6 protein-coding genes are annotated in these 13,266 nt (G+C 43.1%); 4 read left to right on the top strand and 2 right to left on the bottom strand.

Annotation, left to right across the window (positions count from 1 at the left end):
- The first annotated feature begins 12 nt into the window (after positions 1-12).
- Positions 13-3,555 (top strand): Ig-like domain-containing protein, encoded by a 3,543-nt coding sequence (locus HPK16_RS10580; RefSeq protein ID WP_181676934.1) that lies wholly within the window; start codon positions 13-15, stop codon positions 3,553-3,555.
- 400 nt (positions 3,556-3,955) lie between these two features.
- Here HPK16_RS10580 and HPK16_RS10575 read toward each other — a convergent pair whose 3' ends face one another.
- A complete protein-coding gene (locus HPK16_RS10575; protein WP_181676933.1) occupies positions 3,956-9,628 on the bottom strand; it encodes a SpaA isopeptide-forming pilin-related protein in 5,673 nt (1,890 codons plus the stop codon).
- Positions 9,629-10,057: 429 nt separating this feature from the next.
- Between HPK16_RS10575 and HPK16_RS10570 the strand changes: the two genes are divergently transcribed.
- Together HPK16_RS10570 and HPK16_RS17010 are read left to right on the top strand one after the other, a co-directional pair.
- Entirely contained in the window at positions 10,058-10,777 is a 720-nt protein-coding gene (locus tag HPK16_RS10570) for a YebC/PmpR family DNA-binding transcriptional regulator (protein WP_181676932.1), read from the top strand.
- 220 nt (positions 10,778-10,997) lie between these two features.
- The gene (locus tag HPK16_RS17010; RefSeq protein WP_281368041.1) at positions 10,998-11,126 is read left to right on the top strand and encodes a hypothetical protein; all 129 of its coding nucleotides are present in this window, start codon (positions 10,998-11,000) and stop codon (positions 11,124-11,126) included.
- Positions 11,127-11,334: 208 nt separating this feature from the next.
- On the opposite strand, the gene HPK16_RS10565 is transcribed toward HPK16_RS17010, so the two are convergent.
- Complete coding sequence (locus HPK16_RS10565; protein WP_181676931.1) at positions 11,335-11,724, bottom strand: ester cyclase; 390 nt, start codon at positions 11,722-11,724, stop codon at positions 11,335-11,337.
- A 113-nt stretch (positions 11,725-11,837) separates the two neighbouring features.
- Here HPK16_RS10565 and HPK16_RS10560 point away from each other — a divergent pair, with 113 nt between their 5' ends.
- Positions 11,838-13,250 carry an MFS transporter gene (locus HPK16_RS10560; RefSeq protein WP_181676930.1) on the top strand — a complete coding sequence of 471 codons (1,413 nt, stop codon included), beginning with the start codon at positions 11,838-11,840 and terminating at the stop codon, positions 13,248-13,250.
- Positions 13,251-13,266: the final 16 nt, after the last annotated feature.

The raw sequence follows: 13,266 nt of genomic DNA, 5'->3' as shown, positions 1-13,266 counted from the left end.
GGAGAGAAAAAGATGAAAAAGAAACTAGGCATAACGGTCCTCATCATGGCGTTAATTATCCCGAGTATGACGTGGGCATCGGAAGAAACAGCAGCACCGAAAGACGTGGCACCACTAACAGAGGAAGTAGCGAACGTAGGGGTAGAAACAAGCGTAGAAACACCACGCCAAACAGATAAATCAACAACACCGAAAGACATGGCACCACTAACAGAGGAAGCAGCGAACGTAGAGGTAGAAACAAGCGTAGAAACACCACACCAAACAGATAAATCAACAACACCGCAAGACGTGGCACCACTAACAGAGGAAGCAGCGAACGTAGAGGTAGAAACAAGCGTAGAAACACCACGCCAAACAGATAAATCAGCAACACCGAAAGACATGGCACCACTAACAGAGGAAGCAGCGAACGTAGAGGTAGAAACAAGCGTAGAAGCACCACGCCAAACAGATAAATCAGCAACACCAGCTACCGAACCAAAAACAGAAAAGTCATTGGAAACAGATCCTATTGTAACGATAAAAGATTCAGAGCTACACAATAGCATCACGGATACTTTACATTTGGAGCGTGGGACGTCTGTGACCCAATCAATGATGGCATCCCTCACCACGTTAGATACCTCTCGCTTTTACATTGAGGATACTACTGGTCTAGAATATGCGGTTAATTTACGAGAATTTATATCGGGCAATGACTTTAGATCCGAAAACCTAGAACGTATCCTTCAATTACATCATCTAGAGATTTTGTCGTTAGGCACGCAAATATATTCAGAAGAGCGTTATCCATCCTTCTCGTCCCTCCCCAAATTACGGGAACTTACTGTGGGGGATGCCGGAATGAGAGACTTGAACTTTTTATCCAAGAATACGGCACTAGAAAAGCTAGAGTTAGGGAGCCAGGTTAGCGATAACTATTCATTAACCGATATCTCAGCGTTACAGAATCTGCCCTTATTAAAGTATCTAGCGCTGTACTTTACAAGGGAACCGTTGGATCTTAGTCCTATTTCAACCTTGTCCCACTTAGAATCCCTCCGCCTCCAAGAGCAGAGGATACAAGATGCCAGTTTCTTAGCGCCATTAAAGCATTTGACGTACTTGGATCTTACGAATAATTGGCTTACAAACGTCGATTCGCTTCAAGCGTTACCCTCGTTACAAGAAGTGATTTTGGATGGTAATTATATTTTTGGGAAACCCAATCAATACGCTGCCCAATTACCAACAGAAACAACGGAGCTAGCGATTGGAGAAAGTATAGTCTTACCGATGACATGGACCTACAATGGCGTGCCAGTAGGTCCCGATTACCAGGGTCACTTTCCGTTATCCGTTCCTTTCCGAAGTTACAGCAATACGGTGACAAGTAGTCCAGCGATTCTAACCATTACGAAACCAACCTTGACTACAATCCCTGTTGAAGCAACAAAAGAGGGAGTCACGACGTTGACGAGTGAAGTGGTTCCTGGGTATAAAGTGCAGACCAAGGTTCGCGTGTTGGATATTCCTAAACCTCCAACTTTGTCGCCTGTATCGGACTTACAAGATACACTAAATGGGAAAACAAGTCCCGGCTATACTATTCGAGTCGACATCGCGGGGAAAACCTATAAAGCAGTAGCCGATGAGACGGGTGCTTTTGCGATACAAATAGGCATGCATGCTGTAGATACGCCGTATGTCGTAACAATTAGTGATCCAACCGGCACCGAAGGTAAACCTGTACATGCGGCTATTGTCGATATTATTGTAACAATACCGAACACTAACCTACGCAATCTTATCACGGATACTTTGCATTTGGAGCGCAAGACGCCTATAACCAGATCGATGATGGCTTCCCTCACCACGTTAAAGGCCTCTAGCCCTTACATTGAGGATTTTACTGGTCTAGAATATGCGGTTAATTTACGAGAATTTTCAGGTTCCGTCGCTAAGTCCGCAGACATAGAACGTATCCTTCAATTACATCATCTAGAGATTTTGTCGTTAAAAATATTAAATTACGATTCTTATCCATCTTTCTCGTCCCTCCCTAAATTAAGGGAACTAACTTTAAGCGCTCCCCGATTGATAGACTTGAATTTCCTATCCAAGAATACGGCACTAGAAAAGCTAGAGTTAGGGGGCAAGGACTACGATAATCGTGCACTAACTGATATCTCGGCGTTACAGAATTTATCCTTATTAAAGTCACTATCGCTGTACTATACAATTAAAAAATTGGATCTTAGTCCTATTTCAACCTTATCCCACTTAGAATCCCTCCGCCTCCAAGAGCAGAGGATACAAGATACCAGTTTCTTAGCGCCATTAAAGCATTTGACGTACTTGGATCTTACGAATAATTGGCTTACAAACGTCGATTCGCTTCAAGCGTTACCCTCGTTACAAGAAGTGATTTTGGATGGTAATTATATTTCTGGGAAACCCAATCAATACGCTGCCCAATTACCAACAGAAACAACGGAGCTAGCGATTGGAGAAAGTATAGTCTTACCGATGACATGGACCTACAATGGCCTGCCATTAGTTCCCGTTTCGCCGGGTTACTTGGGGCCAGACGTTCCTTTCAGTAATTACAGCAATACGGTGACAAGTAGTCCAGCGATTCTAACCATTACGAAACCAACCTTGACTACAATCCCTGTTGAAGCAACGAAAGGTGGGGTCACGACGCTGACGAGTGAAGTGGTTCCTGGGTATAAAGTGCAGACCAAGGTTCGCGTGTTGGACATTCCTAAACCTCCAACTTTGTCGCCTGTATCGGTCTTACAAGATACACTACACGGGAAAACAAGTCCCGGCTATACTATTCAAGTCGACATCGCGGGGAAAACCTATGAAGCAGTAGCCGATGAGACGGGTACTTTTGCGATACAAATAGGCATGCATGCTGTAGATACGCCGTATGTCGTAACAGTTAGTGATCCAACCGGCACCAAAGGTACACCTGTCCTTGCGCTAATTGTCGATGGTGTCGCACCGCAATTAAACAAAGTGACCGTGGGGATACAAGCTATTAGCGGGCGCATAATCGATGGTCGATCGCATGCGCGCGTCTTAATAAATGGCGTCATGCAACGTGAAGTAGATACCGATGCGGACGGCTACTACTCCGTACCTGTACGTAAAGTCTTGATGAGCAACGGTGCAGCAATGTTCTCTATTAGATCTGGAGATACAATCCAAGTAGACTATGGGGCAGATACGCCGGAGCATTTCATTACGAGACAAGTGGTCAAAGAGTATAGCCGTCCAACGACAGTCGATCCGGTGCAAGCACGTGCGGACTACATCACAGGACAAACCTTACCAGGCTCCCAAACTTTACGACTGATTGTCAACGGTATTCCCCAACGCGTAATCACACCACGAAGCGCCGGTGCCGGACAAATCGACCCCGATGGCCGTTTCAAAATCTACAGCCGGTTTAACTTGGATGCCAATGGCCAATTAGTTCGCTTGAATAAAGGAGATAAGATTACCGTGGATAGCGGAGAACAAATCTATCATGCTGCCTTTGTGGAAACGATCGTGCAATAAGGGAAAGACGACATAGAAAAGTTCCCGCAAAAAATAACAACTGGTGACGTGACTTGTAGCTATAGGTAATAGCACAGGAACCTTCTAGTCATGTACCAAATTTTCCTGCTACTAGACTGCCATTTAAAATCAGGCGGCCTATCAAAATCCTACTATCGCTAAATTTAAAATAAAAAAAGCACTGCACACCTATTGTGACACAATGGATTGCAGTGCTTTTTTTATTACTCGGCATAAGATATTCACATTTTACTCCCCACTACTGTATCCGAAGGCGCGTTTCATCATAAATTCGTAGACGCGTTGGGGCTCTTTTGAACAGTCGATAGGGATTACATGCTCGTTTTGCTCTCATCTATATTGACTCTGTAACTCATTTCATTCGAGAACACCAAAAAATTCACCTTTTTAATCTTAGCCAGCCAGCTAATAAGAATGCGCCCATCATGACAAATATAATTGACTCCGTATTATTATCGCCTGTCGCTGGTAGCTTACTGTCTTCCATTGTTGTTGGTCGTTGCGTTACCTCTTTATCACTGCTACTTGAGACTGAAATTCTGTCTGGTGTTTCGCCTGGATTTATCTCTGGAATTTTGCCCGGTTTTTGACCTGGATCTTTATCCGGATTTTTGTCTGGATCTTTATCTGGTACTGGCTCCACTGGTGGTATTTTGATTGGTGTTTTCTGATTCTCAAACTGTAGTTGGACGGATGCAGGTTTATCTTTTGCGTTCGCCTCAATTTGGAATGGAATCGGGGTTTCATTTTTTTCATAGCCAACAGGTGCCTTGGTTTCCACGAAATAGTAACTTCCTGGTGCCAACTTATCGACGCTTATTTCGCCGTTTTCGCCTGAGATCAGACTGTCCGCGATAACCTCATTTTTGTCATCCAGTAACTTGAACTCCGCTCCTGCCAATGGATTCATGCCGCTATCTATTTTTTTTAACGTGACAGCGCCTTGATAGTTGACGAAATCTGCTAACTGAATTGCTTCTGGTTTTCCTAATAAATCTGCATGCACGGTGAAGTTGATCGGTGCTGTATTTAAAATGTAGTTTTGCGGCGCTTTTGTCTCGACAAGTTGGTAATCGCCCGGACGCAGGTCAGTCAATTTAATTTTTCCATCTGCGTCAGTTACGATATCTGTCTGCAAAACTTCGCCGGTTTCTTGGCTTAACAAATTGAAATGTGCGTCTGCAAGGGCTTGATGCTCCTCGTTTGTCTTCGTTAGCTCCACTTCACCTTGATAATTCACGATTCGACCGACGTCTATCAAATTAGGATTCCCTGGATATTTGTCTAAGATTGTGAAATAGGTTGGATTCGTGTTGATAATATAGCCATCTGGTGCTTTTGTCTCCACAATTTTGTAGTATCCTGGCGCTAAATCTCCGTACTCAATTCGGCCATCAGATGCCGCAACTGGCTCGCCAACTACTTTTCCATCGATATCATAAATGGTGAAAACCGCTCCAGCCAATGCTTCTTCATTTGCGCCTTGTTTCACTAATGCCACTTTTCCTTTGAAATTTGTGAATACGCCTAGATCTACAGAAATCGGCTCGCCCTCTGCTGTTTCGGGGATTTCTAGCTCGATTGGATAGCTATTCAAAATGTATCCTGGCGGGGCTTTTACCTCGACTAATGTGTATTTTCCTGGCGCAATACCAGTTCCGGCCACGATCCCATTATCTGTTGATGTTATCGTTTCAATAACGTTATCGTCCGCATCTCGTAGCTCAAAAACCGCTCCTTGCAAAGGTTCTTTGCTGCTATTTTCTTTTAATAATTCAAAACTACCTTGATAATCGGTAAATGTTGTTTGAATTTCTTGCGGTTTGCCGTCCGATGTATCGGCAATCGTGAATTCCACTGGCGTCGTGTTTACTAAATAACCTTGTGGTGCAGTAACTTCGATAAATTTATACGTGCCCGGCGCTAGGTCGGTTGCGCTGATTCGCCCTTCCTCATTCGTCTCTAAGTTTTCACGAACAGTCGCGCCATCTTGATCCACAACTTTAAAAATAGCTCCTGCTAGTAAATCACCATTTTCGCCTTTTTTCACAAGCGAGGCGCTACCTTGATAGTTAATAATATTATTTAAAATCTGCGTTGCCGGTTTCCCCTCACCTTGACCCGCAATTGTAAAACGAAGCGGATTCGTGTTGATAATATAACCATCTGGAGCCTTTGTTTCAACGATTGTATACTCTCCCGGAGCGAGTCCATCCGCGTTTACGATACCATCCTTGTTTGTCGCGAGCGTTCTAAGCGTTTCCCCCGCCTCGTTTTGCAATGCGAATTCAGCGCCAGCGAGCCCTTTACCACTCTCATCTTTTTTCATGAATTGAATACTACCTTGATAATTCACAAAAGTCGGCACAGTGACATCTGGAATTTGACCAGCATCATTTTGCGTAACTGTGAAGGGAATAGCCTCTGTGTTAACGATAAAGCCTTGGGGTGCCTGGGTTTCAATCAGTCGATAATTCGCTGGCAAAAGACCTTCAATCACCAATCTGCCGTCCGCATCCGTTTGGAATGTTTCATCCGCGCGAATATCTAGCCAATCCTCACCGACCTGCCACTGCAATTTAAAAACGGCTCCTGCCAATGTTTGGCCTTGCTCATCGTGTTTGATAAGCGTTACTTTATTTTGGGCGTTTACGATTTTTTCGACGACGTTCGCTGTACTGCTCGACTTAGAAATCGTAATTGTCTTCCCATTTAGTAACTCATCGGAAATCGTGTACCCAGACGGCGCCTTCACTTCTTTCAAAATATATGTGCCATAAGGTAAATTTCCAAATGTGATTTTACCATCTTCGTTAATTTTACCTTCACGCATAATCATCCGCTTGCTTTTATCCCAAAGTTGGAACTGCGCGTCATGAAGAATGTCACCGTTTGGATTCACTTTTTGGAAAGAAATACTGCCTTTCGTTCCAACGCCAGTTCCGCCGCCGTCAGAAACGACAACATCAATCGTACTGCTATCTCCGCCAGTCACTTCCTGATCGTGATTCCCCGTGATTTTAACATTATTTGAAACTTTATCCTTGGCGCCAGTCATAAGAACCATCGTGCGGTACTTAATCACATACGCCTCATTTATTTCCTTCGCAAAACTGACTTTCAACTCTTGCTGGCCAGTCACGTTATCCGTCGTCAATTCGGCCGTATAATCCACGCCTTCAACAAGCGCCACACTCGTATTCGCCGTCAATGTCCCATCCGCGCTTACCGATGTTGGGTGAATGACTAGCGATTCCAAATCAATCGTCTGGTTCGTCGACGGGCGATCAGTCACAACAACATCACTCATTTGCGAAAGACTCGGGTTCACAGTAATCGACCAATTTACAAAGCCATCATCGTCTTGCATCCCCGATTTCATCGCTAACTTACCACCATATTTCACGGTCACGTCCGCGCTAAGCGTATGATCTGGATACGTGTCATTCGTGAAAACTGCATCATTTTTATAATTTTCTGTAACAATTTGACCCTTCACACTCGTCTCGAATTCAACGAGATACATCCCAACTTTTCCATCAGGGAAATCAACCGTCAACGTCTCGTTATTGCTGTCCGACGGCTCACTGATAGTAAATCCTGATTTATTGGTGATTTCCTCGCCTTTTGCAACCGAGCCATCCGGATTTACCGAGTATTTATAGATTTTCACAGAGTCCTTCACAAACCGCTGATTTCCAAGAATCGGATCGACAATTTTAGCGTTACTCAAGTTCGTGCCTTCATAGTTAACGCCGATCGACCATGTAATCACTTTCGTTTTGGCGTTATACGTCCCCTCTTTAAAACCGTTATATTTCGAAGGCTTATTCGGATTGAAAATGACCTCATCACTGCTGCTATGCGAATTATCGTACTGATCTAACCACGTAGATTTCGCTGTATTTTTAAAATTCATATCCGGATTAATCGACCAAACTTGGCTCATATCAAACGCCGTATCATACGAAATTCGGAACTGATTCTCCGTTTCGGTTTTATACTTGCCTAAAAATTCAATCGTAAATATATTCGTCGCCTCATCGTACACCAATTCATAATCCGTGCCTTCGACTAGATCACGTTTGCCGTCCACATCCTGTACTTTTAACGTCGCCACGTCAAGCTTCAATCCCGGACTCAGTGTATCCGTTAATTTCCAGTTTTTCATGATGTAATTGTTTTCATTCACATCGATTACCCAGGACGCAATCCCCGTTTCATAATTCACAGCGCTAAGTTGCTTCTTCAAATTTTGCTGATATGCCGTGCCTGATGAGCCGCTACTCTGCCCTGTATCAATATCTACACGATTAGAAATATCCACGTTGCCATCAACAGTTCCCGTAACACCCGTTTTGTATTGAATTTTCACAGCACTATCCACGTCATGTAGGAAATGGACCTCAAAACCCGCCGCTGTTTTGACAAGCTCATAATCCACGCCCGCGACAAGCTGCGCGCCTTGAATTTCTTTCCCACTCGCATCAAAAGTCATCGTGTATAGCTTGGCAGAACCGTCCACAAGCACCATTCTGTCCGAACCGAACGTGTCTTTAATAACCGCATCCGCTTTATCAATATGTTTTGCGCCGTAATTATATTTGACCGTCCATTCAAACGTTTGATTTTTCGGGTCATAATTCGTCGCGTCCTTCGTAAGTATTTTTCCATACTCTGCGTCCACCGTCGCCGATGTCGATAAGCCCTCCTGATTTTCATCACTCGTTAGCACGGCGTTATTCGTAAATTTAACCGCACCACCTTCAAATGGCTTCACGTCATCATTTATCGACGTCTGATACACCAAGCGATACGCCCCATTAATCGGATTTGTAAACTGCACATTCCCAGCCTGATCCACCGTATATCCAGTCGTCACAAGCTTTTCGCTACCCGCAATCACCTTTCCATGCAAATCAATCGCCACTTCATAAACCTGCACCGATTCATAGGTCAAACCAGCCGGCAAATTCTCCGTAACCTTCGCATTTTCAAGCCTATCAAGCCCTTTATTGATCTCCACATTCCAAATCACATTATCCGGATTCTGCTTCTTATCAAAATGCCCATTCTTATCAATCATCGCGCCTTCCGTCGGCTTGATGTTCACTTCCGTACTTGGCAAATTCTCCTCATCCGGAACCTGAATAATCAAATTCCCCGAACCATCAATTTGATTTTCGTTAAATCCAGCCGTAAAATGAAGCGTCCCATGTACCTCCGAACTTCCCTTCACTTCATCGGTAAACACAATCTTCACCGTACCATCCTTGCCAACTATCGCCGACGCATATTCATTCAAAGGCAGTGTCATATTTTTCTGTATTTTAATGTTATCAGGCAGTTTAAACGAATAATAATCCCCCGCATTCACCAAAATCGCGACATCATCAGGAAGTTTCCAATCAAACGCAAAATGAATCGTGTCATTCACAGTTGGCTCCGTCACAAAATTCCCGTTCTTATCGGTATACGTCAGAACCATATCCGACAGAATCGACTGCTCTTTGGGCCCATAACCGAGCGAACTCAAAATGTCTTTCACATCTTTTGGAGCATCACTTTTTTGAATCGGATTTGCAGCTATTTGGTTTGTAGGCGCTTCCAGTTCTTCACCAGCCTTAGGAGAAATCACCCGCTTCCCATCCGAAAAAGTCACAACACCACCTTGAGACTCCCCATTTACTTGAAAATTAAAAACAATATCTGTTTTAGCCGGAATTAAAAAATGAATAGTATTATTTGCTACACTGTAACTAGTCCATACTGCATGATTATCATCAAAAACCGATGTATCATCCAGCGCTTTCAGTTTCACATCTCCTGAAACCGTAATTATCCCCGTCATCTCTTTTTCCGTTTGATTCACTACATGGCCACTAAGCCCATAAATATCAACACCGTCTGTTCCCTTTTTCGCACTCACGTCCAATAATTGAACGACATCTTCCTCTTTTGTATCATCCGTTGTTTGTGCAGTAACCAATTGCGGTAAAATCATTTGTAGTACCAAAAGAAGAGCAGCGAAAAGACTAAAAAACCTCTTCATCAATTATTCTCCTCCCATTCTCAAAGCAATATCTCCCAAAAATACACATACCAAACTAAAAACATGAACAAAAAGGAAATATTACTTATTAACAATAGCCTCAGTCTACACATAAACTTCTTTAAAAACTAGGGCTAAATCGAAAAATGATAGTATAGTAACATTCATTACACCTAGATGTCCTAATTTTATTTTTAGACACATTTTCGCCACAATTAGCGCTTTTTCATGTCAAAAAAGTTTCAAAAGTACAAAATTTCGCTATTGACCTTAAAAAAATAAGGTATTTAGACCCAGTTTGAAATATCGCATCTTTTATTTGGAAAACATCATTTCCGATTAATTTCGCGTCACACTTAACAAATCCTCCTAATACATTTATAATGAAAAAGAGTAAGCGAAACTCCTAATCAGAAAGAGAGTGGTAATATGGGCCGTAAATGGGCAAATATTAAAGAAAAGAAAGCATCAAAAGACGCAAATAATAGTCGTATCTACGCAAAATTCGGGGTTGAAATCTATGTAGCCGCAAAACAAGGCGATCCAGATCCCCATTCCAATCAAAAACTGCGCTTCGTTATTGAACGCGCCAAAACATACAACGTTCCTAAACACATCATCGACCGCGCCATCGAAAAAGCAAAAGGAACAGGCGATGAAAACTACTCCGAGCTACGTTACGAAGGCTTTGGTCCAAACGGTTCGATGGTCATTGTAGATGCCTTAACAAACAACGTAAACCGCACAGCATCAGACGTTCGTGCCGCTTACAGTAAAAATGGCGGAAACATGGGCGTGAGTGGTTCCGTTGCTTATATGTTTGATAATACCGCGATTTTTGGAATTCCAGATAAAGACGCGGATGAATTATTGGAGTCATTGATGGAAGCCGATATCGATGTCCGTGATGTCGTCGATGAAGACGGTCAATCGATTGTTTACGCCGAACCCGAAGATTTTCATAGCGTGCAAGAAGCGCTGAAAGCCACTGGAATTGAAGAATTTACGGTCGCTGAAATCGAAATGATCGCGCAAAATGAAGTAACACTCGAAGAAGAAGATTTGGCGAAATTCGAGAAGATGCTAGATGCGTTGGAAGATTTAGAAGACGTGCAGAAAGTGTATCATAATGTGGATTTGGGAGAGTAATCTCTGAAATTGTAATAAACGCTATGTCTCATATCCGAGACATAGCGTTTATTTATCACAAAAACAACTCTTTTCGAGTTGTTTTTGTGTAGGATATAATGTAGAATAGAGTCTAACAAGTAAATGTTATGAGTAGTTGGCTAAATCCTAGTGCGATTGCGGGGTGATGCCTATGATTGTTTGTACCTTCATTCGATTCGAAATGAGTGGAGGTGATAATATGGACGTTGGTATGGCAATAGAGTTGATGCTATTGTTTGTTGGGGCTGTTCGAATTGTAAATGAGTTACAGCTCCAATATAAGCGCGAACAAAGTGAGCTGTTACTCCTTCGTGTACAGCCTTGTTAACCTACATTAAAAATGATCGAAAAAAATAAACTACTCACATGCTTAGGAGGCTATTGAATAGTTTATTATGACAAAAATGGCCAATCATTCTTAATATGACCTTGTTAGGAGAGTTATGTTAGTCGCATAGCTCTCTTTTCAATACTATTATACCAATTCATCATTCTTTTTGCAACACTAAAACATATTCCATTCAAATTGAATTTCTCTATCCCAGCTGCAATTCCAACCCCTTACGATCAATCTGAATCCAATACTCCACAATTTTCCCATTCTCTACTAAATAAACCGCACTGGCAATCTCGATAATCTCTTTTCCCTTTTGACTCTCTCCAATTTGCCGCCACCTCACATACACCTTCGCCCCATCAGCCAGCACCTCTTGAACCTCCAACGAAAAATCACCGTACTCATCCAACATTTCCTGCACATGATCCGAGTAATCTTGCGGTGAACGCGTCACACTATATTCCTTTTCAGCCTGAACTTGGTGCGCGATGACCGTCTCTGCCATAAACTCCGATGCACGCTCTATTTCTTTCCCAGACCGCACAATCTTGAAAAATTCGCTTACAATCTCTTTTTCACTTTTTATCATGTCGAAATTCCTCTCTCAGATTGGATTTTGTATCGATTATAGCATATACTTTCGAATAGGCGTTTAGAATTTGGCTTGGGGGAAATAGACTAATTAAACGAGGGGGTTCGAAAATGGAGAAAACAGATAGACGAAAAACGTTGGCACTGGTTTCTATCATGCTGGGTGCTTTTATATCATTGCTCGATACAACGATTGTCAATGTTGCGCTACCTGACATCACGACCGCGCTTCATGCAACGAGTGAATCGATTGAGTGGATTATTTCGGGATATGCATTGGCGTTTGGGGTCGTCCTTATTTTAGCTGGACGGCTAGGCGATCGCTTCGGTCGGAAAAATATTTATATCTTTGGGATTTTGCTATTTTTAATTATGAGTATCACGGCTGGGTTCGCGCAAACTGAGGAAAGCTTGATTATTTCCCGGGTAATACAGGGGCTTGCGGCGGGATTATTCTTTCCACAAATCAATGCCGTTATTATGGATATGTATCACGGCAAACAACTCGGAAAAATCTTCGGAATACTTGGCTCGGTAATCGGTGTTGCAACCGCGATTGGGCCACTTGCAGGCGGATTATTGATTGAGTTATTTGGACCAGATAACGGTTGGCGCGCGGTGTTTTTCGTCAATGTACCGATTGTTTTGGTGACGCTGGTTCTGGCGATGCTTTACTTGCCGAAACATCAAGCGCCGAAAGAGAAGGTGCGATTCGATATTCCTGGCGTTCTCGGATTGACGCTTGCGTTGATGTTATTGCTATATCCTGTTATTTCACGAGGTTCCAACGGGTTCCGATTCGTCGATTATATGTGGATGGCGTCCTCGATACCATTCTTCTTGTTATTATATTGGTGGAGTGTACGGCAGGCAAAACGCGGAAATCAGCCTTTAATTTCACCTAACTTGCTTAAAAATCAGCCATTTGTATCCGGAATGTTGCTTTCATTAGTTTATTTTGCGGCATTTACGAGTATTTTCTTCATTTTGTCGGTTACATGGCAAACTGGTTTTGGTCAGTCCGCGATTTCGTCCGGGCTTGCCATTACGCCTTTCGCGATTGGGAGCGTAGTTGCAGCGGCGAACAGTAATCGGTTTATTATGAAAATTGGACGGAAGCTTCTGCATATTGGGGTGGCTTTGGTGATAATCGGATTATCTGCGGTTTCTATTGTTTTTCAGATGCATGATGGTGTTTTTTCGGCATGGTGGATTGCGTTGCCGTTGTTAATCGCAGGGCTTGGAAGTGGTTTGATTATTGCACCGCTGAACAGTTTTACGCTTTCGACGGTAGTTGGGCCAGAGCGCGGTGGTGCAAGCGGAATGTTTAATACGGCGCAACGTGTTGGTTCCTCTTTTGGGATTGCGGTTGTTGGTTCGGTATTTTTCAGGACGCTTGGGGACGCTACTGGGGTTTCACAAGCGGAGGCATTTTCAGATGGGCTACAGACGAGTATGTATGTGAATATCGCGCTGCTTGTGGTTTGTTTTGTGTTGGTATTTAGATTGCCGAAGAAGATATGAACAAAAAAACGGCTCA

Origin of the sequence: Paenilisteria rustica, assembly GCF_013820765.1 — a bacterium.
In the GTDB taxonomy this organism is placed as follows: Bacteria; Bacillota; Bacilli; order Lactobacillales; family Listeriaceae; genus Listeria_A; species Listeria_A rustica.
This window is presented reverse-complemented; position numbering and strand designations above follow the sequence as displayed.